19 protein-coding genes are annotated in these 19970 nt (G+C 59.7%); 8 read left to right on the forward strand and 11 right to left on the reverse strand.

Going from position 1 to position 19970, the window contains the following annotated elements:
- The first annotated feature begins 27 nt into the window (after positions 1 to 27).
- From gcvH to HB780_RS16185, 4 genes are all read left to right on the forward strand, one after another.
- Positions 28 to 390 (forward strand): glycine cleavage system protein GcvH, encoded by a 363-nt coding sequence (gene gcvH, locus HB780_RS16170; RefSeq protein WP_183693543.1) that lies wholly within the window; start codon positions 28 to 30, stop codon positions 388 to 390.
- Positions 390 to 3254 (forward strand): aminomethyl-transferring glycine dehydrogenase, encoded by a 2865-nt coding sequence (gene gcvP / locus HB780_RS16175; RefSeq protein WP_183693546.1) that lies wholly within the window; start codon positions 390 to 392, stop codon positions 3252 to 3254. The genes gcvH and gcvP overlap by 1 nt, the downstream gene beginning before the upstream one ends.
- 151 nt (positions 3255 to 3405) lie before the next feature.
- Positions 3406 to 4026: an alpha/beta hydrolase gene (locus HB780_RS16180; RefSeq protein WP_183693549.1), complete on the forward strand. Its 621-nt coding sequence runs from the start codon at positions 3406 to 3408 to the stop codon at positions 4024 to 4026.
- A gap of 1 nt (position 4027) precedes the next feature.
- Positions 4028 to 4312 carry an addiction module antidote protein gene (locus HB780_RS16185; RefSeq protein ID WP_183693553.1) on the forward strand — a complete coding sequence of 95 codons (285 nt, stop codon included), beginning with the start codon at positions 4028 to 4030 and terminating at the stop codon, positions 4310 to 4312.
- A gap of 2 nt (positions 4313 to 4314) precedes the next feature.
- On the opposite strand, the gene sufA is transcribed toward HB780_RS16185, so the two are convergent.
- From sufA to HB780_RS16225, 8 genes are all read right to left on the reverse strand, one after another.
- Positions 4315 to 4704, reverse strand: a complete 390-nt coding sequence (sufA, locus tag HB780_RS16190) for a Fe-S cluster assembly scaffold SufA (RefSeq protein WP_183693556.1) — start codon at positions 4702 to 4704, stop codon at positions 4315 to 4317.
- A 76-nt stretch (positions 4705 to 4780) separates the two neighbouring features.
- Positions 4781 to 5161, reverse strand: a complete 381-nt coding sequence (locus HB780_RS16195; RefSeq protein WP_183693559.1) for an SUF system Fe-S cluster assembly protein — start codon at positions 5159 to 5161, stop codon at positions 4781 to 4783.
- Between the two features lie 11 nt (positions 5162 to 5172).
- Complete coding sequence (locus HB780_RS16200) at positions 5173 to 6414, reverse strand: cysteine desulfurase (RefSeq protein ID WP_183693562.1); 1242 nt, start codon at positions 6412 to 6414, stop codon at positions 5173 to 5175.
- 14 nt (positions 6415 to 6428) lie between these two features.
- The gene (sufD, locus tag HB780_RS16205) at positions 6429 to 7703 is read right to left on the reverse strand and encodes a Fe-S cluster assembly protein SufD (protein WP_183693565.1); all 1275 of its coding nucleotides are present in this window, start codon (positions 7701 to 7703) and stop codon (positions 6429 to 6431) included.
- 22 nt (positions 7704 to 7725) lie between these two features.
- Positions 7726 to 8481 carry a Fe-S cluster assembly ATPase SufC gene (sufC, locus tag HB780_RS16210; protein ID WP_047455042.1) on the reverse strand — a complete coding sequence of 252 codons (756 nt, stop codon included), beginning with the start codon at positions 8479 to 8481 and terminating at the stop codon, positions 7726 to 7728.
- Between the two features lie 65 nt (positions 8482 to 8546).
- Positions 8547 to 8915 (reverse strand): ADP-ribosylation/crystallin J1, encoded by a 369-nt coding sequence (locus tag HB780_RS16215; protein ID WP_183693568.1) that lies wholly within the window; start codon positions 8913 to 8915, stop codon positions 8547 to 8549.
- Positions 8915 to 10384 (reverse strand): Fe-S cluster assembly protein SufB, encoded by a 1470-nt coding sequence (gene sufB, locus HB780_RS16220; protein WP_183693571.1) that lies wholly within the window; start codon positions 10382 to 10384, stop codon positions 8915 to 8917. The genes HB780_RS16215 and sufB overlap by 1 nt, the downstream gene beginning before the upstream one ends.
- A gap of 147 nt (positions 10385 to 10531) precedes the next feature.
- Positions 10532 to 11698 (reverse strand): cysteine desulfurase family protein, encoded by a 1167-nt coding sequence (locus HB780_RS16225; RefSeq protein WP_183693574.1) that lies wholly within the window; start codon positions 11696 to 11698, stop codon positions 10532 to 10534.
- A 233-nt stretch (positions 11699 to 11931) separates the two neighbouring features.
- On the opposite strand from HB780_RS16225, the gene HB780_RS16230 reads away from it, so the two are divergent.
- Positions 11932 to 12609, forward strand: coding sequence for an alpha/beta hydrolase (locus HB780_RS16230; RefSeq protein ID WP_007696254.1), 678 nt, complete (start codon positions 11932 to 11934; stop codon positions 12607 to 12609).
- Positions 12610 to 12621: 12 nt separating this feature from the next.
- Here the strand turns inward: HB780_RS16230 and HB780_RS16235 are convergent, their stop codons facing one another.
- Positions 12622 to 13140 carry a GNAT family N-acetyltransferase gene (locus HB780_RS16235; protein WP_183693577.1) on the reverse strand — a complete coding sequence of 173 codons (519 nt, stop codon included), beginning with the start codon at positions 13138 to 13140 and terminating at the stop codon, positions 12622 to 12624.
- A gap of 155 nt (positions 13141 to 13295) precedes the next feature.
- Between HB780_RS16235 and tyrS the strand changes: the two genes are divergently transcribed.
- Positions 13296 to 14552: a tyrosine--tRNA ligase gene (gene tyrS / locus HB780_RS16240; RefSeq protein ID WP_183693580.1), complete on the forward strand. Its 1257-nt coding sequence runs from the start codon at positions 13296 to 13298 to the stop codon at positions 14550 to 14552.
- A 79-nt stretch (positions 14553 to 14631) separates the two neighbouring features.
- Here the strand turns inward: tyrS and HB780_RS16245 are convergent, their stop codons facing one another.
- Complete coding sequence (locus HB780_RS16245; RefSeq protein ID WP_183693584.1) at positions 14632 to 15036, reverse strand: VOC family protein; 405 nt, start codon at positions 15034 to 15036, stop codon at positions 14632 to 14634.
- A 43-nt stretch (positions 15037 to 15079) separates the two neighbouring features.
- Positions 15080 to 18499 (reverse strand): YhdP family protein, encoded by a 3420-nt coding sequence (locus tag HB780_RS16250; protein ID WP_183693587.1) that lies wholly within the window; start codon positions 18497 to 18499, stop codon positions 15080 to 15082.
- A gap of 131 nt (positions 18500 to 18630) precedes the next feature.
- Here HB780_RS16250 and HB780_RS16255 point away from each other — a divergent pair, with 131 nt between their 5' ends.
- Together HB780_RS16255 and HB780_RS16260 are read left to right on the forward strand one after the other, a co-directional pair.
- A complete protein-coding gene (locus HB780_RS16255; RefSeq protein WP_183693590.1) occupies positions 18631 to 19113 on the forward strand; it encodes a peroxiredoxin in 483 nt (160 codons plus the stop codon).
- Positions 19113 to 19955, forward strand: coding sequence for a ferritin-like domain-containing protein (locus tag HB780_RS16260; protein ID WP_183693593.1), 843 nt, complete (start codon positions 19113 to 19115; stop codon positions 19953 to 19955). Before HB780_RS16255 ends, HB780_RS16260 begins: the two co-directional genes overlap by 1 nt.
- Positions 19956 to 19970: the final 15 nt, after the last annotated feature.

Consider the following 19970-nt stretch of genomic DNA (forward strand, 5'->3'; position numbering starts at 1 on the left):
GACGTCATAGCCCAGAGAGGATTATCCATGCTGAAATTTACCGAAGAACATGAGTGGCTGAACATCGAAGGCGACGTCGCGACTGTCGGGATCACAGCACATGCTGCCGGACAACTCGGCGATCTCGTATTTGTGGAACTGCCCGACGTCGGCGCCGTCTTTTCGAAGGGCGACGATGCGGCAACCGTCGAATCCGTCAAGGCGGCTTCCGAAGTCTATTGTCCACTTGATGGCGAGATCACCGAAATCAACGAAGCCATCACCGCCGACCCGGAGCTCGTCAATTCCGACCCGACGGGTGCCGGCTGGTTCTTCAAACTGAAATTGAAGAATGTCGCCGATGCCGATGGTTTACTTGATGAATCCGGTTACAAGGAGTTGATCGGATAATGAGTACACCGACCGAATTCACCTTCACCGACTACCAGCCTTACGATTTCGCCAATCGCCGCCACATCGGCCCGTCCCCCTCCGAGATGACCGACATGCTGAAGGTGATCGGTTACGGCAGCCTCGACAAGCTGATCGACGCGACGCTCCCACCCTCGATCCGCCAGAAGGCGCCGCTGGTTTGGGGCGCGCCGATGACGGAGCGCGAGGCGCTCGACAAGCTGCGCGAGACCGCCAACAAGAACAAGGTTTTCGTCTCGCTGATCGGCCAGGGCTATTACGGCACGATCACGCCGCCGGTCATCCAACGCACCATTCTGGAAAACCCGGCCTGGTATACCGCCTATACGCCCTACCAACCGGAAATCAGCCAAGGCCGTCTTGAGGCGCTGCTGAACTACCAGACGATGATCTGTGACCTCACCGGCCTCGATGTCGCCAACGCCTCACTGCTGGATGAAGCAACCGCCGCCGCCGAAGGCATGGCGATGGCCGAGCGCGTGGCAAAATCCAAGGCCAAGGCTTTCTTCGTCGATGCCGATTGCCATCCGCAGACGATTGCACTGATCGAGACCCGCGCAGAGCCGCTTGGCTGGACGGTCATCGTCGGCAATCCCTTCACCGATCTCGATCCGGTCGATGTCTTCGGCGCCATCTTCCAGTATCCAGGCACGCATGGTCACATCCATGATTTCACCGGCCTGATCTCAAGGCTGCATCAGACTGGCGCCATTGCCGTCGTCGCCGCCGACCCGCTGGCGCTGACGCTACTGAAGTCGCCCGGCGAAATGGGCGCGGATATTGCCGTCGGCTGCTCGCAGCGCTTCGGTGTGCCGGTCGGCTATGGCGGTCCGCACGCGGCCTATATGGCCGTCAAGGATGCCTACAAGCGCTCCATGCCGGGCCGTCTGGTCGGCGTCTCGGTCGATGCGCGCGGCAACCGCGCCTATCGCCTGTCATTGCAGACCCGCGAACAGCATATCCGCCGCGAAAAGGCGACGTCGAACATCTGCACCGCGCAGGTTCTCCTCGCCGTCATGGCCTCCATGTATGCCGTCTTCCACGGCCCGCAGGGCCTGAAGGCAATCGCCCAGCAGGTGCACCAGAAGGCCGTGCTGATGGCCAAGGGCCTGGAGAAGCTCGGCTACACCATCGAGCAGGAGACCTTCTTCGATACCATCACGGTCGAGGTTGGCCATATGCAGGGTCTGATCCTGCGCGCCGCCGTCGCCGAGGGTGTCAACCTCCGCAAGGTTGGCGAAACCAGGATCGGCATGAGCCTTGACGAGCGCACGCGCCCGGCAACGCTGGAAGCCGTCTGGCGTGCCTTCGGCGGCAATTTCCGTCTCGCCGATTTCGAGCCCGGCTATCGCCTGCCGAAGACCCTGCTGCGCACCAGCGAATATCTGACGCATCCAATCTTCCACATGAACCGTGCCGAAAGCGAGATGACCCGCTATATCCGCCGACTCTCGGACCGTGATCTAGCGCTCGACCGTTCGATGATCCCGCTCGGTTCCTGCACGATGAAACTTAATGCAACAGCTGAGATGTTGCCGATAAGTTGGCCTGAATTCTCGGATATTCATCCTTTCGTACCGGCCGACCAGGCGCTCGGCTATCGCGAGATGATCGACGATCTGACGGAAAAGCTCTGTGCAGTCACCGGCTACGACGCCTTTTCCATGCAGCCCAATTCCGGCGCGCAGGGCGAGTATGCCGGCCTGCTGACCATCCGCAACTACCATATCGCCAATGGCGAAGGTCACCGCGATATCTGCCTGATCCCGACCTCGGCGCATGGCACCAACCCGGCCTCGGCGCAGATGGCAGGCATGAAAGTGGTCGTCATCAAGGTCAGCGACGACGGCGATATCGACATGGTCGATTTCCGCGCCAAGGCGGAGCAATACGCGGCCAACCTCTCCTGCTGCATGATCACCTACCCGTCGACGCACGGCGTCTTCGAGGAGACGGTGAAGGAGATTTGCGATCTCGTTCATCAGCATGGCGGCCAGGTCTATCTCGACGGCGCCAACATGAACGCCATGGTCGGTCTTTCCCGTCCCGGCGACATCGGCTCCGACGTCAGCCACCTGAATTTGCACAAGACCTTCTGCATCCCGCATGGCGGCGGCGGTCCTGGCATGGGACCGATCGGCGTCAAGGCGCATCTGGCTGAACACCTGCCCGGCCACCCGCAAACGGACGGACGTCCAGGTGCGGTCTCGGCAGCTGCCTTCGGCTCGGCGTCCATCCTGCCGATCTCCTGGAGCTATTGCCTGATGATGGGCGGCGAAGGGCTGACGCAGGCGACCAAAGTCGCGATCCTCAACGCCAACTACATTGCGGCACGGCTGAAGGGCGCTTACGACGTGCTCTACAAGTCGAAGACCGGGCGTGTGGCGCATGAATGCATCATCGATACGCGCCCTCTGGTCGACAGCGCCGGCGTCACCGTCGATGACGTCGCCAAGCGCCTGATCGATTGCGGCTTCCATGCACCGACCATGAGCTGGCCCGTCGCCGGCACGCTGATGATCGAGCCGACCGAATCGGAAACCAAGGCCGAACTAGACCGTTTCTGCGAGGCGATGCTGGCGATCCGCGAGGAAGCCCGCGCCATCGAAGAAGGCCGGATGGACAAAACCAACAATCCTCTCAAGAACGCACCGCATACGGTGGAGGACCTTGTCGGCGAATGGGATCGTCCTTATTCCCGCGAACAGGCCTGCTACCCGCCCGGTGCCTTCCGTGTGGATAAATATTGGTCGCCCGTCAACCGCGTCGACAACGTCTACGGCGACCGAAATCTGGTGTGCTCCTGCCCGCCAGTCGAATCCTATGCCGAGGCAGCTGAGTAAGGTTTCTCTGAAAAAGTGAAACGGTTCAGCCGCTTCACTCCTGCCCGACATAAATCTATCGTCAAAAATGTCTATCACTGCGCCGCGTGTCCGATCGGATGCGCGGCGCTTTTCACAGCGCGGCGAAGGACGGCACTGGAAGCTGGATATCATGCCGGGACTGTCAGAATTTCATTTCATCGCTGGACGGGAGGACTGCTCCCCTCCACCGCTTCTTCTGTTGCATGGCAGTGGTGGAAGCGAGATTGATCTCATTTCCCTTGCAGATGAGACAGCACCGCAACGGCCCTATATGTCCTTGCGCGGCGGTGTGAAATGGGAAGGCGGCTTCGCCTTCTTCCGTCGTAATGCCAATCGCAGCCTCGACTATGATGATCTCGACGAGCAGACTGATCTACTCTGTCGGTTCATTGCGGACGCGATCGAACGAGGCATATTGAAACAGCCTCCGATCCTCCTTGGCTTTTCCAATGGCGCCATCATGGCCGCCTCGGTCCTGCGCGCCCGATCAGACCTCGCAGCAGGTGCAATTCTGATGCGCCCTTTGTCTCCGGCTCCCGACGCAAGCTTCCCATCGATGACCGGCCTGCCCATATTGATTACGGCTGGCGAAAACGACCAACGCCGCGAACCGGGCGATGCGCTGCTGATCAAACGACAATTCGAGAACTGCCACGCGGATGTCAGCATGCATGTACTGCCCTGGGGCCATGGCTTGCACGAAAGCGAAGCCGGGCTCATTCACGACTGGCTTATACGGAAAGGCCTATAAAATGGATCGGGAGAACCCCTTTGGCACGGACAATCTGGACGGCTATATCGCAGCCGCTTTTGCGACTGATGATCCAGCATCGATCGCCAGGGCGTTGGGTGATGTGGCTCGCACACGCAATATGAGCAAACTCGCCAAGGATGTCGGCATGAACCGCTCGGCGCTCTATCGCGCCCTCAGCGGCGAGGGAAATCCGGAATTTGCAACGATCCTCAAGGTCGTCAAGGCGCTCGGTCTGAAATTGACGCCCGTTTCAATGGACGACCGTCAATCCGACGCCGCCTGATATCAGGCGGCAGGCGCTGCCTGACGCTGTGCTGCCAAGGCAGCAAGATCAGCCGGCTTCAGCTCGACGGATTCGCCGCAGCCGCAGGCCGATGTCTGGTTGGGATTGGTGAAGGTAAAGCCCGAGCGCAGCGTCGTGGTCTCGAAGCCCATTTGGGTGCCGAGCAGATAAAGCACGGCTGACGGCTCGACCCAGACCTTGGCACCATCATGCTCGATCAGATCATCCTTGGCATTCGGCTCGGTCACCATATCGATGGTATATTCCATCCCGGCGCAGCCGCCCTTCTTGATGCCGACGCGAACGCCCTTGGCATCGGGACCGGAATTCTCGACGATCGCCTTGACGCGCGCTGCGGCGGTCTCGGTCATGGTCATTACAGCAAAGCCCATGGGCCTATTCTCCTTCCACAACCGGGGTCAAGATCCGGTGCTTCGAGTCATAATGTAAAGCGAGCGGCTTAAAGCTTCAATACCAGCCGATCGCCACCTGCGCTTCTTCCGACATGCGGTCTGCTGACCAAGGTGGGTCGAAGGTCATGCTGACCTCGACGCCCGACACGCCTTCGACGGCGCTGACAGCGTTTTCGACCCAGCCCGGCATCTCGCCGGCGACTGGGCAACCGGGCGCGGTCAGCGTCATGACGATCTTCACCATGCGGTCGTCTTCGATGTCGATCTTATAGATCAGGCCGAGTTCGAAGATATCGGCAGGAATTTCAGGGTCATAAACCGTTTTCAGTGCGCTGATGACGTCGTCGCTGAGGCGCGCCAGTTCGTCCTCAGGGATGCTCGAATGCACGATTCCTTCGCGCACGTCGATCTTCTGTTCGGTTTCGTCGAGTGACATCGCGTGCCTCCTTAAGCAAAGAATTTGCGCGCATATTCCAGCGCATCGGCCAGGGCGTCTACCTCGGCTCGGGTATTGTACATGCCGAACGATGCCCGGCATGTGGAGGTGACGCCGAAGCGTTTCAAGAGCGGCTGGGCGCAATGCGTGCCCGCCCGCACCGCAACGCCCTGACGATCGATCACCATCGACACGTCATGAGCATGAATGCCGGCGAGTTCAAAGGAGAATATACCACCTTTACCGGGCGCTGTGCCGAAAACCCGCAGCGAGTTGATGTCTCTGAGCCGCTCCGCCGCATAAGCCGAAAGATCGGCTTCGTGCCGGGCAATCGCCTCACGACCAACGCTCTCCATATAATCGAGCGCATAGCCGAGCCCAATTGCCTGGACGATCGGCGGCGTGCCGGCCTCAAAACGATGTGGTGGATCGTTGTAGGTGACATTCTCCTCGGTGACGTCGAAGATCATCTCGCCGCCGCCCTGGAACGGCCGCATCTCGGCAAGCCTGTCCTTCTTGCCGTAGAGCACGCCGATCCCCGAGGGGCCGTAGAGCTTGTGACCGGTCATGACGTACCAGTCGCAATCGATATCCTGCACGTCGACGGGCATATGCACTGCCCCCTGCGAACCGTCGATCAGCACCGGAATACCGCGTTCATGCGCGATACGGCAGATTTCCTTGACCGGAACGACGGTGCCGAGCGCATTCGACATGTGCGTGATGGCGACGAGCTTGGTCCGTTCCGTCAGGCTCTTTTCGAAGTCCTCGATATGGAACGCGCCCTCGTCGTCCACCGGCACCCAGACCAGCTTGGCACCCTGCCGTTCGCGGATGAAATGCCAAGGCACGATATTGGAGTGATGCTCCAGGATCGAGATGACGATCTCGTCGCCTTCGCCGATCTTCGGCATGCCCCAACCATAGGCGACCGTATTGATCGCCTCGGTCGAGTTCTTGGTGAAGACGATATTGTCCACCGAGGGCGCATTCAGGAAGCGGCGCACCTTTTCGCGCGCAGCTTCATAGGCCTCGGTGGCGGCATTGGAGAGGAAATGCAAGCCACGATGCACATTGGCATATTCGCTCGAATAGGCATGCGATATGGCGTCGATCACAACCTGCGGCTTCTGCGCCGATGCGCCGTTGTCGAGATAGACCAGCGGCTTGCCGTGAACGGTCGTCGACAGGATCGGAAAATCCCGGCGGATCGCTTCGACGTCATAGGCGGTGGCTGGTACGATCTTGTCCACGAGCATTGCTCCAATCAGGCGTGCTTTTCGAGCCAGGCAGAGATAACGCCTTCCAGCGCCTCGACCAGTGCTTCGTCTTCCAGCTCTTCGACAATCTCGGCCACGAAGGCATTGACCAGCATGGCGCGGGCCTTGTTCTTCGGGATGCCGCGCGCCATCAGGTAGTAGAGATGGTTGCTGTCGATATCGGCAACGGTAGCACCATGGCCGCACTGAACGTCGTCGGCGAAGATTTCGAGTTCCGGCTTGACGGAGAACTCGGCATCGTCCGACATCAGCAGCGTGTTGCAGGCCATTTTGGCGTCGGTCTTCTGTGCATCCGGAGCGACGCGGATCATGCCCTGGAAGACACCGCGGGCGCGGTCGAAAACCACGTTGCGGATGACTTCCGTCGAGCTGGTGTGCGGCACGTCATGGCCAAGCACCATCGTCACGTCGGTATGCGTATCGCCGCCGAGGAGGTTGACACCGCGCAGCGCCAGCTCCGCGCCCTCGCCCGAAACCTTGATATGCAGTTCCTGGCGCACCAATTTGCCGCCGGCATTGATCACGAACAGCTTCAGCTTGGCGTCCGCACCAAGATCGATGCGGATCTGGCCGAGATGCGTGTCCTCGGAACCCTGCTCCTGCAGGATGATCCAGGTCACTTCGGCGCCCTTGCCGACCGTGATATCGCTGATCGAGGACACCAGCGCCGCAGCGCCCGGAACAGCCTCGTGGCGTTCGATCACAGTTGCCTTGGTGTCAGCGCCGAACGTAACAGGCAGACGGCTATGGATCTGGCCACCGGCATGGATGAACTGAATTTCCAGCGGTGCATCGAGTTCTGTGCCATCGGGAAATTCGATGACATAGCCATCACGCACGAAGCTGGCATTGATGCGGCCGATCGCGTCATCCTTGTCGAGCGCCTCCAGACCGGCAGCAGCCGTGCCGTCGGTCAGGCTATCGACATAACGGCTGACGACCAGGCCATCGACCGAGGTCTTGCCGACGGCGTGACCTTGCAGAACCGAAAGAACGGACGAACCGGCAGCGGTCGGCGACAGCGGCTCGACGCTGCCACTGCCGAGATCGGTCGGAACCGTGCGCAGCAGGTTCTTGAAATCGGTATAGTGCCAAGCTTCGACGCGTCGCGTCGGCAGGCCGGCGGTCTTGAGATCATCGAGCAGGCGGTCGCGGACGGCGAAGACTTCGCCGTCACCCGGCAAATCGCCCAGCTGGTTGTTGTAAGCCTCGATCAACGCGGTTTCCGCGGCAGTCAGGCGGTTCGTCGTCTGAACGTTCATCGACGTATCCTTTCCGCCCCGATCAGGCCGCAGCCCCGATGATGTCGGCATAGCCGTTGGCTTCGAGTTCATGCGCCAGCGTCTTGTCGCCGGACTTGATTACCTGGCCCTTGTAGAGGACGTGAACGGTGTCCGGAACGATGTAGTCGAGCAAGCGCTGATAGTGAGTGATGACAATCACGGCGCGGTCTGGCGAACGCAGGGCGTTGACGCCGTCGGCGACGATCTTCAACGCGTCGATGTCGAGACCGGAGTCGGTTTCATCAAGCACGCAAAGCTGCGGCTCCAGCAACGCCATCTGCAGGATCTCGGCGCGCTTCTTCTCGCCGCCGGAGAAACCAACGTTCAGCGGACGCTTCAGCATCTCGGTGTTGATCTGCAGCTTGCCAGCGGCTTCCTTGACGCGACGCATGAAGTCCGGCGTCGTCAGTTCAACTTCGCCGCGCGCCTTGCGCTGCTCGTTCATTGCCACCTTCAGGAACTGCATGGTGGCAACGCCCGGAATTTCGACCGGGTACTGGAAGGCGAGGAAGATACCCTTGGCGGCGCGCTCGGCAGCATCAAGCTCGAGAATGCTCTCGCCGTTATAGAGGATCTCGCCCTCCGTCACTTCGTAGTCGTCGCGGCCAGCCAGGATATAGGAGAGCGTCGACTTGCCGGAGCCGTTCGGGCCCATGATGGCGGCAACTTCGCCGGCCTTCACCGTCAGGTTCAGACCACGGATGATCTCGGTGCCATCTTCGGCGATGCGGGCATGCAGGTTCTTGATTTCAAGCATATTCGTTTCCTTCATCCCACCCTTGGCGATTGGTTATCGAACCAACGGTGCTTGTCTCTATAGGTTTAGCGGTCGTCTGCCGGCATGAATCTCTGCGTTACAACAATCGCGCCAATGATATTGCGATTGAATTCGTCGAGTTCTTCCGCTGGCACCCAAAGCTCTTCATGTTCCCGTCCGCCAACGATCTTGCGTTCAAAACGCGATGCATAAGCGGCATTTACATCAAAACGTGTCACGTAACCGCGCTGTGATCCGACCTTGGTATTCCAGTCTCTTGCAATCTGAGCTGCGTAACCTTCGTTCGTCACAGGGTAGAAAATCGGCTGATCCGGAAGTCGCGGTGGAAAGGCTTTCCAGCCGCTCTCTTCGATCAGCTTCAACTCTTCAAGTCCAACTGGACGGAAAAGTGTGACTGTTTCTACTGCCACCATTACCCCACACTGCCTTCCAGCGAGATGCCGATCAGCTTCTGCGCTTCAACGGCAAATTCCATCGGCAGCTCCTGCAGGACTTCCTTGACGAAGCCATTGACGATCAGCGCGATCGCCGCTTCGGTCGGAATGCCGCGTTGCAGGCAGTAGAACAGCTGATCTTCGGAGATCTTCGACGTCGTGGCTTCATGCTCGAACTGCGCCGTCGAGTTCTTCGCCTCGATGTAAGGCACCGTATGCGCGCCGCACTTGTCGCCGATCAGCAGCGAATCGCACTGCGTGAAGTTACGCGCGTTCGACGCCTTGCGGTGAGCCGAGACCTGGCCGCGATAGGTGTTCTGCGAGACGCCGGCAGCGATGCCCTTGGACACGATGCGGCTCGACGTGTTCTTGCCGAGATGGATCATCTTGGTGCCGCTGTCGACCTGCTGATGGCCGTTGGAAACGGCGATCGAGTAGAACTCGCCACGGCTGTCGTCGCCGCGCAGGATGCAGGACGGATACTTCCAGGTGATTGCGGAACCGGTCTCGACCTGCGTCCAGGAGATCTTGGAACGATGGCCACGGCAATCGCCACGCTTGGTGACGAAGTTGTAGATGCCGCCCTTGCCGTTCTTGTCGCCCGGATACCAGTTCTGAACCGTCGAATACTTGATCTGAGCATCATCCAGCGCAACCAGCTCGACCACGGCCGCGTGCAGCTGGTTTTCGTCGCGCTGCGGCGCCGTGCAGCCTTCGAGATAGGAGACATAGGCTCCCTCTTCGGCGATGATCAGCGTGCGCTCGAACTGGCCGGTGTTCTTCTCGTTGATGCGGAAATAGGTCGACAGTTCCATCGGGCAACGAACGCCCTTCGGCACGAAGACGAAGGAACCGTCGGTGAACACGGCCGAATTCAGCGTCGCATAGTAATTGTCTGATGTCGGAACGACGGTGCCGAGATATTTGCGCACGAGATCGGGATGTTCGCGGACCGCTTCCGAGATCGACATGAAGATCACGCCGGCCTTCTTCAGCTCTTCCTTGAAGGTGGTGACCACAGAGACCGAATCGAACACCGCATCGACGGCGATCTTCGGCCGTTCTACACCAGCGAGAATTTCCTGCTCGCGCAAGGGAATGCCGAGCTTCTCATAGACCTTCAACAGTTCCGGGTCGACGTCCTCAAGCGAGGTCGGACCGGGCGTCGTCTTCGGCGCGGCGTAGTAATAGATGTCGTTGAAGTCGATCTTCGGATAATCGACGCGCGCCCAGGTAGGCTCGTCCAGCGTCAGCCAGCGGCGGTAAGCCTCCAGGCGCCATTCCAGCATCCACTCCGGTTCCTGCTTCTTGGCGGAAATAAAGCGAACAATATCCTCGGACAGGCCTTTCGGAGCCTTGTCCATTTCGATGATGGTCTCAAAACCATACTTGTACTGGTCCACGTCGATCAGACGAACCTGATCGATTGTTTCTTGGACGGCAGCCATGTCGTTCTCCAATCTCGCCGGATCCAAGGTCCGGCAGCTTGTCAACGTTTCAGTAGACTTTCGCCTACCCTCTATGTAGTCGGCCAAAAGGGACTTTTCAGCCCGCTTGGCAAGCGGAAATTTATGTTTCCGCGAAATTGTAAGTCGTCAGGCAGCAGCGCCCGCAGGTTTGCGTCGTCCGGCAATTCTGGCGAAGGCCACAATCGCGCGCTCGACATCTTCTTCAGTCGTCGTAAATCCGAGTGAAATGCGCAGCGCCCCGAGCTTCGGATCGCAGCCCATCGCCGACAGCACATGGCTTTCGCCAACTTTGCCGGAGGAGCAGGCCGAGCCTGCCGAGATCGCCACACCTTCAAGATCGAAAGCGATCTGCCCGGTTTCGGACTTCAGCCCAGGCAGGGTGAAGAAGCTGGTATTCGGCACGCGTGCACCGTCCTCGCCATGAATGATGACGTCGGGCGCGGCAAGCTTCATGCCCTGCTCCAACTGGTCGCGGAGCTTTGCCACATCCGCATTGCGGCTGTCGAGTTCGGCGATCGCCGCAGTGGCGGCAGCACCAAAGCCGATGACACCAAGCGCGTTTTCCGTGCCGGAGCGATGGCCCTTCTCCTGTCCGCCACCGTGGATCAACGGCTTCGGCATCAGCACTTCGCCGCGAGAGATCAATGCACCAGCCCCCTTCGGCCCGCCGATCTTATGCGACGAGACGATGAGGAAATCCGCGCCGATCGCATTGATATCGAGCGGAACACGCCCCGCCGCCTGTACAGCATCGACGACAAACACGCCGCCGAACGCCTGCACGATTTTTGCCGCTTCGGACACAGGCTGAAGAATGCCGGTCTCGTTGTTGGCAAGCATAATCGCCACCATCGGTAGGCCGTCGGCCTTGTCATGCGCGGCAAGCATCGTTTCCAGCGCGGCCAGATCGACAGTCCCTTCCGGAGTCACCGGAATTTCGCTGATCTTATCCTTCGCAAAGCGACCGCCTTCGCGAACGGCCGGATGCTCGATCGCCGATATATAGAGACGGCCAATCGCAAGTGGCGTGCGGCCCATGCGAAATTCCGGCGTCAGCACCATGTTGGCGGCTTCGGTCGCGCCGCTGGTAAAAACGACATGCGCCGGCTCGGCACCCGTCAGGCTTGCAACCTGCCGGCGCGCAGCCTCGATCGCCGCCCGCGTTGCCCTGCCCTCGCCATGCACGGAATTAGGGTTTCCATAAAGATCCAAGGCATGCAACATAGCATCGCGCGCCGCCGGATGGAGCGGAGCGGTGGCATTCCAGTCGAGATAAAGGCGCGTTGCGGCCATAATCTTCTTCCTACCTGACGAAGCCTTGCAGCGCCCGGCTCATTTTCCTTGAATTTTCGACCGGGCATGCCTTATGACACGTTCCACAAACCGTTGAACAAGCAACGCGTGGAAGACCGTACCAAGTTTCGAATTGTTCTAAACTGCGTTCTAGAAAAGATGAGCGCATTCGTCAAGTCAACTTGCTGCGTCCCACCTGGTTTGAACGCAGAAAAAGAAGAGCCGGAGTATCGATGCCCGAAGTTATTTTCAACGGCCCCGCAGGCCGCCTTGAAGGCCGCTATCAGCCCTCCAAGGAAAAGAGCGCCCCGATCGCGATCATCCTGCACCCCCATCCGCAGTTCGGCGGCACGATGAACAATCAGGTCGTCTACCAGCTTTTCTACATGTTCCAGAAGCGCGGCTTCACCACGCTTCGCTTCAACTTCCGCAGCATCGGCCGCAGCCAGGGCGAATTCGACCATGGCGCCGGCGAGCTTTCCGACGCCGCCTCGGCGCTCGACTGGGTGCAGAGCCTGCATCCCGATTCGAAGAGCTGTTGGGTTGCCGGCTATTCCTTCGGCGCCTGGATCGGCATGCAGCTTTTGATGCGCCGCCCCGAGATCGAAGGCTTCATGTCGATCGCGCCGCAGCCGAACATCTACGACTTCTCGTTCCTGGCGCCCTGCCCGTCCTCCGGCCTGATCATCAACGGCGATGCCGACAAGGTCGCACCGGAAAAGGACGTCAACGGCCTCGTCGAGAAGCTGAAGACGCAAAAGGGCATTCTCATCACCCATAAGCTCGTCTCCGGCGCCAACCACTTCTTCAATGGCCAGGTCGACACGCTCATGGGCGAATGCGAGGACTACCTCGATCGTCGCCTGAACGGCGAACTGGTGCCGGAACCGGCGGCCAAGCGGATCAGGTAAGAGGTTCGCCTCTTACCGCGACATCCCAAAACTTGGACAAGAAAGCCCGTCGATCACAATCGACGGGCTTTCTTGCATTCCGATTTTACGCAGAACCCGCTGCGAGGCGGCGTTTTCCGGATGGGTGAACGCGATAAACCGCTTGGCAATTCCGCGCGTGAAAAACCAGTCCGCCAAGGCGCCCGCAATTTCGGTCGCATAGCCATTGCCCCAGACCTCCCGGCTGAGCGAATAACCAAGCTCGAATTCACCGCGCCCCCGCTCTTCCTGAAAGCGTGAGAAGCCTGCCCGGCCGATAAAGCGGCCGTCGTCGCGCCTGAGCATCTTGTATTTGGTCACGCCATCACGCGCTTGCTCGCCGAACCAGCTCTTCAGCCGTTCCTCCGCCTTCTCCAGCGTCCATGGCGCGGCGCCTGAGAGATAACGGGTCGTGTCGATGGTCGAATGCAACTGCCGAATCAGCGCTGCGTCGCCTTTGTCCCACATCGTTAGAACAAGACGAGGTGTTTCCAATATGATTGTGTCGCTCATTGGCCTGATGCCTTCTCGATATTGCGCGAACGTCCCGTACGTCGTCCAACCAATTGGTGACGAGCCGCGAAATCAGTGCTAAACGCGCCGCGATAGTTCAACAACAGCGATTTCGCCACAGAGCATCGAGATGTGGCGCCCGAGAGACCAAGATCATGGCTGAGTTCAAATCCGATTTCCTGCGCACCCTGCAAGAGCGCGGTTTCATCCACCAGATTTCCGATGAAGCTGGCCTTGATGACCTTTTCGCCAAGGAAACCGTGACCGCCTATATCGGTTTCGATCCAACGGCGCCGAGCCTGCATGTTGGCTCGCTGATGCAGATCATGATGCTGCACTGGCTACAGGCGACCGGCCATCGTGCCGTCTCGCTGATGGGCGGCGGCACAGGCATGGTCGGCGACCCCTCGTTCAAGGACGAGGCGCGCCAGTTGATGACGGTGGATACGATCGAAAGCAACATCGCCTCGATCAAGCGCTGCTTCTCCAACTACCTGACGTATGGCGATGGCCCGAAGGACGCGTTGATGATCAACAACGCCGAATGGCTGCGTTCGCTGAACTACCTCGAATTCCTGCGCGATGTCGGCCGGCATTTCTCGGTCAACCGCATGCTGTCCTTCGACAGCGTCAAGACGCGGCTCGACCGTGAGCAGTCGCTGTCCTTCCTCGAATTCAACTACATGATCCTGCAAGCCTACGATTTCGTCGAGCTGGCCAAGCGCTACGATTGCCGCCTGCAGATCGGCGGTTCGGATCAGTGGGGCAATATCATCAACGGCATCGACCTCGGTCACCGCATGGGGACATCGCAGCTCTATGCCCTCACCTCACCGCTACTGACCACATCGTCGGGCGCCAAGATGGGCAAGTCGGCCAACGGCGCGGTCTGGCTGAATTCTGATCTGCTCTCGGCCTATGACTTTTGGCAGTACTGGCGCAACACCGAGGATGCGGACGTCTCCCGCTTCCTGAAACTCTACACCACGCTGCCGATGGCCGAGATCGCTCGCCTCTCAGCACTTGCCGGCTCGGAGCTCAACGAGGTGAAGAAGATCCTGGCGACGGAAGTCACCGCCATCTTGCACGGCCGCGAGGCCGCGGAGCTTGCCGCAGAAACCGCGCGCAAGACCTTCGAGGAAGGCGGCCTTTCCGAGAACCTGCCGTCCGTCGATGTCCCCGCTTCCGAACTCGATGCCGGCATCGGCCTGCTGTCGCTGATCGTGCGCGCCGGCCTGGCCGCATCGAACGGCGAAGCTCGCCGCCATGTACAGGGCGGCGCCGTGCGCATCAACGACCAGCCTGTTAGCGACGAACGCAAGCTGATCGGCAGCGGCGAGATCACCGCCGATGGCGTCATCAAGCTGTCGCTCGGCAAGAAGAAGCACATCCTGGTTCGCCCGGCTAGCTGAGTAGTCAAACATCAAAAACATGAAAAAAGCCGGCGCGATTAGCCGGCTTTTTTCGTTCTATATCCGTAGAGGTGGGAGCTTACGACCGGCCATCCGTGAACTGCACCAGATCCCATAGATTGCCGTAAAGATCCTTGAAGACCGCGACAATTCCGTAGTCGGCCTGCTTCGGTTCCCGCGTGAATTCGATGCCTTTTTCAAGGTAGACAGCATAGTCACGCCAGAAATCATCGGTCTGGAGAAACAGGAATACCCGCCCTCCGGCCTGATCGCCGATGTAACTCTCCTGATGGGACGACGAGGCGCGCGCCAGAAGCAGGGAGGCCGCTCCATCTCCCTTTGGCTTGACCACAACCCAACGCTTGTCCTGCTCCGCCTGATAGCTGTCCTCAACCAGAATGAACCCGAGCTTGCTCACATAGAAGTCGATCGCGTCGTCATAGTCTCGAACGACGATGGCGATATGAGCAATGTTCTGGTTCATGCCCTTCCCCCTGCAGGCCCTTTCGGCGTTGACGCCGACATCGTCAAAACTCAAAAATCTGCCTGAAAACACCCGGCGCGATGATCGATAGCGGGTTGATCTGCATGCTCGATTTTTCGATCGTGCCGGTCACTCGGAAGGTGATGCCGATCAGGCCTCGGTCGCTGCCGTTGCCGAGGATGAAACCGACGATCGGAACTTCCGCGAACAGCCGGTTGAGGCCATAGGCCGGCATGAAGGTACCTGTCAGGTCCATGTTGCCCTTGGCGTCCTTGACCGTCCCCTGGAAGGTCGCACCCACCTGCGAGCCGCGCACGACGCCGTTTTCCACAGCAAGCGCACCATTGCGGAACACCAGCCGCGCGAAACCGCGCTCGAAACTCTGCGAACGCGTGTCGATATTCTGTTTGACAGCAGAATTCAGGCTCTGCCCATTCCTACCGCTCGGGGTCGAAACGATGGTCGAGAGTTTCTTTTCATCGATGATGGCGAAGCTGCGGATATCCAGAGAACCATCCCACGCATCGGGGCCTGTGGAGCGCAGCGACAGATTGAGAAGGCCGCCCTTCAGGTGTTTATAGAGGTCACTAAAGCGCGCCACCGCGCCGGCATCGCCGCTGGTGATGCGAATGGTGCCGCTGCCGCTCCCCTTGCTCATCTGGCTGACCACGGCTTCGCCGCTATCGGTGAGCCCGGAAAAATCCGCCGCCACGATGTGTCCGCCGGAGACCGAATAGACGCCCTTGAGATTACGGATCGATTCGTCGTTGAAACCGATAACCTTGTCGATATTGGCACGGACCGTCGCGCTGGATGAATCGTCAGCGCCGCCGCCATTTCCTCCGCTCGACGATGCTTTCAGCCGCGAGAGAACCGGGCGCAGGTCTGCTGAGTTGCCAGAAACGGATATGTCATAGGCACCGCTCTTGCCATGCTTGACCGATAGCGCGAAGTCGTCGAGCGCCGAAAGCTTGACACTGCTGAAATTGGCCGACGACAGACCGCCCTTGCTGACAACGAGATCACCACTGGCTCCGAAACCATCGCCCTTGAGGACAAAACTCTTCAGCGACGTCTGGTTGTCCGGTCCGGAGGCCTCGAACTGGGCGGTGGCCGGAATGCCGCTACCCTTCGACCAGCCGACCCACGGCACCGTCAGGGCCGCCTTGCCGAGATCGATCTTGACGGCCTGGCGATCCTCATCGATGCGTGTGAGCTCCAGCTTGATCGGGCCGTCTATGATGTCGCTTAGGCCCGGGACGACGGAATTACGTTGCGCATCCGTGAGCGTGGCCGTGATCACGCGGCTGCGTTTGGCCGGCGATTTGCTGTCCGTGGGCTCGACCATGTCGATCTGTGCGGGAATGCCATCTATCTGGGCCTGGGCATTCAGATGCACGGACTGAGGATCGGCATCAATGCTACCGGTAAGATTGGTGACCTTACGATTGTTCATCGGTTTCAGCACGTCGACATTGCTAAGCTGCAGATTCGCCTTCCAGACGGGCGGTGGCGGCTTCTGGTCGCTGAGCAGACCGATGGTCGCATCGACATTGGCGACGATCTTGCCGTTGAAGTTCTCCGGCTTGAATTCGGTTCTCTGCAGCACTTCCAGCGGCTTATAGGTCAGCAGTTCTCCAATGGAATCGCCCGTGCCCGATATTGCGAGATTAAGCTCCGCCATCAGCGGCTTGTCATAGGCTGACGGGATCGAGAAATTGCTGTCGTTCAGCGTCACCGACCGGCCGCTGGAGAAATAGGAGGTCGCGCGCGCGATGTCGACGTTCATCGTTGGACCCGTCAGGTCGAAATGCGCCTTGGTATCGCGTAGCGGCGGAATTTCGCCGGGCACGTCGAGACGGGTGTTGTCGATATCGAAGGCGATATGCAGCTCGTCCTTTCCGAGTTGCAGCTTGCCCGTTTGCGCAGCCTCCCTCAGCCGTCCGGCGGGAATGAAAACCGAGATGACCGCGTTGGTCACCGTGCCGCCGAAGAGATTGCTCTCCACCCAGACGCGCGGCTTGGAAGCCATCCAGAACGGCCAGAGCTGCTTGATCGCGGTGGTATCGAGCTTGTCGGCGCGGCCGCCGAAGCTGATTTCCGGCGAGCTGTCGCCGAGCTTCATATGCAGCGAGCCGAACAACGCGCCGAGCGGTGTCGAGATGCCGATATTCTCGAATTGAAGTTCCTTGGTCGCCGCCAGGAAGCGCCCGGTCGCCTGCCCGTCGAAGCTGACCGGCTGTTCGCCGGAAATCGAGGACGCCGCGGTACCGCCGCGGATCAGGAAATCGATGCCGAAGCCCTTGCCGGCATTGGCATCAATGCGGTCAAGATCGATAAGAGCGCCGGAGAAGGGTACGATGGTGCCGACGAACTGGGCTTTCGACTGCACGATCTCAAGCGTCTGGCGCGTGAAGTCGTAAGCAAGATTGATATTGGCCTGCGTCAGGTCCTGCTTGTCGCGGTCCATATACAGCGTGCCGGGCTGGACATCGATGGAAGCGCTGAGCTTCGGATCGACGCCCTCGCCGCCGCGCACCGCAGTGACCGTCATGCCGGCGAAGCTCATGAGGCCCTGGCGCGGCGTGCCGTTCTGATCATAGGCCATGGTCAACGGTTTCAGGTCGACATTGGCGAGTTTGGCCGTCAGCGAAGAGCTATGGCCGGTCTCCTGTTGATCGGCGATCACATCCAGCGTCGCGAGGGAGCCGTTGACGGCGACCTCTCCATAGAGGTGCAACGCCGTCGGCCCGCTGCGTTCGAAGGTGAGATTATCCACCACGAGCGAGATCGGCTCTCCTTCCTGACGCGCAAGCTTGACGGCAAAGCCGGAAATGCGCACCGAGTTCGTGCCGCCGCGCTGAACGAAACGCTCCAGGAAATCGAGATTGTCGAAGGCTGAGTTCAGCGCCTGCGGCAGAGCGTCGACACGCAGCGCTGTCAGATCGACGGGATCGCCTTGCGGCAGCAACGAGGTATCGAGCGCAATGCCTTCGGCCGAAACATTGGCTACCGCGACGCGACCTTCGACAAGCGCCAGGGGATCCAGCTCCATGCTGACCGAGGACATGGTCGACAGGTGCTTGCCGCTTTCCTTGTCGATCACATTGACGTCGTGAGCCTCGAGCGCGAGCCGCAGGCTCGGCGTGAAACGGACGACGGTCGAGCCGACCTCCGCCTTATAGCGCGGCCCGATCGCCTCATCGAGTGCCGACTGTGCCTTCTGCGAGAGAGGCTGGTCGAAGATGCCGCTCTCGATGGTGGCGACAAGCGCGCCACCGATCAGAACGAGGAAAGCTACGAAGACGAGAGTGATGCGGCAGACATGCCAGACATGCGAGCGGTTACGGCGGGCAGGCTCCGGCACATGCACGATCATGGGATCGTCGACCTGGGCGGAAGGCAAGTGGTCCAGCGAGACGAGATCCTTCTTGCGGAATATAATCTTTTCGCCTCGGATCACTCCCCTGCGTCCCTTTCGTTTTTTTGCAATTTTGTTGGTGACGTTGCGTCCGATGTGGACGGCATACCGTTGCAGTATATATGGCTGAGGCTGAGTGTCATCCAAAATACCGGCGAAAGAAAGGTTTTCCCTTGACCAAAATCCCAGTGGTTGAATTAGCAATCGGCGACAAAGCACCGGATTTCGATCTTCCGCGCGACGGCGGCGGCCGCGTGCGCCTTGCGGACTTTGCCGGCAAGGCGCTTGTAATCTTCTTTTATCCCAAGGACAGCACGAGCGCCTGCACCGCCGAATCGATAGCCTTCACCGCTTTCAAAGCCGAGTTCGAAAAGGCTGGCGCCTTGATCCTCGGCATGTCGCCGGATTCAGTCAAGAGCCATGATAAGTTCGTAAAAAAATACGACCTGTCCGTTCCCCTTGCCGCCGATGAAGAGAAGACGGCGGCCGAGGCCTATGGCGTCTGGCGGGAGAAGAGCATGTATGGCCGGAGCTACATGGGCGTCGTCCGTTCGACCTTTCTGATCGGAGCGGACGGCCGAATCGCGCGTATCTGGGATAAGGTCAAAGTGGCCGGCCACGTCGAAGATGTCCTCGCCGCCGTCAAGGAGCTTTGATGACAATACCAGGGCCGGTGGAAATCGAGACGATCACGTCGCTGCGCGGCGGCGCAATCGCCGCCATCCGCGCAGTCGATCTCGACCGCAAGACGACTCTTGCCCAGGAGACGGCCACCCGCTGGTTCGCGCGCACCCTGTCGCTGCGCTCACCGCTCGATCCACCGCTTGCCGATCGTCCCGGCCGGCCGGAAAAGCCGGAGCTGGTGCCGCCGAAGCACATGAAAAAGCGGTCGCTGCACACGCTTCAGGGCCGAATCGCGTTGCTGCACGCCATTGCGCATATCGAGCTAAATGCTGTCGACCTGGCGCTCGATATTGTCGCGCGCTTTGCCACCGGACCGGTGCCCAGTTCCTTTTTCGATGGCTGGATGCAGGTCGCATTCGAGGAAGCCAAGCATTTCAAGATGGTGCGCGCCCGGCTGCGCGATCTTGGTGCCGATTATGGCGACCTGCCCGCCCATGACGGCCTGTGGCAGGCCGCGCACGCGACCCGCACCGATCTCACCGCCCGCCTCGCCGTCGTGCCGCTCATTCTGGAGGCTCGCGGCCTCGACGTGACGCCGGCGCTGCAGGCGAAGATGCGCGAGACCGGCGACTTGGAAAGTGCCGCTGTGCTCGATGTCATCTACAATGACGAGAAAGGCCATGTGGCCGTTGGCGCCAAATGGTTTCGTTTTCTCTGCGCTCGCGAAAAGCGCGATCCCGCCCGTACATTCCAGGAGCTGGTGCGCTCAAATTTTCGTGGTTCGCTGAAGGCGCCGTTCAATGACATCGCCCGCGCCGAGGCTGGCCTGACGCCCTCGTTTTATCGCTCACTTACATCCACAAGCAATGCATAACATACTAAAATACAA

It is taken from the genome of Rhizobium lusitanum, from assembly GCF_014189535.1.
Classification (GTDB): domain Bacteria; phylum Pseudomonadota; class Alphaproteobacteria; order Rhizobiales; family Rhizobiaceae; genus Rhizobium; species Rhizobium lusitanum_C.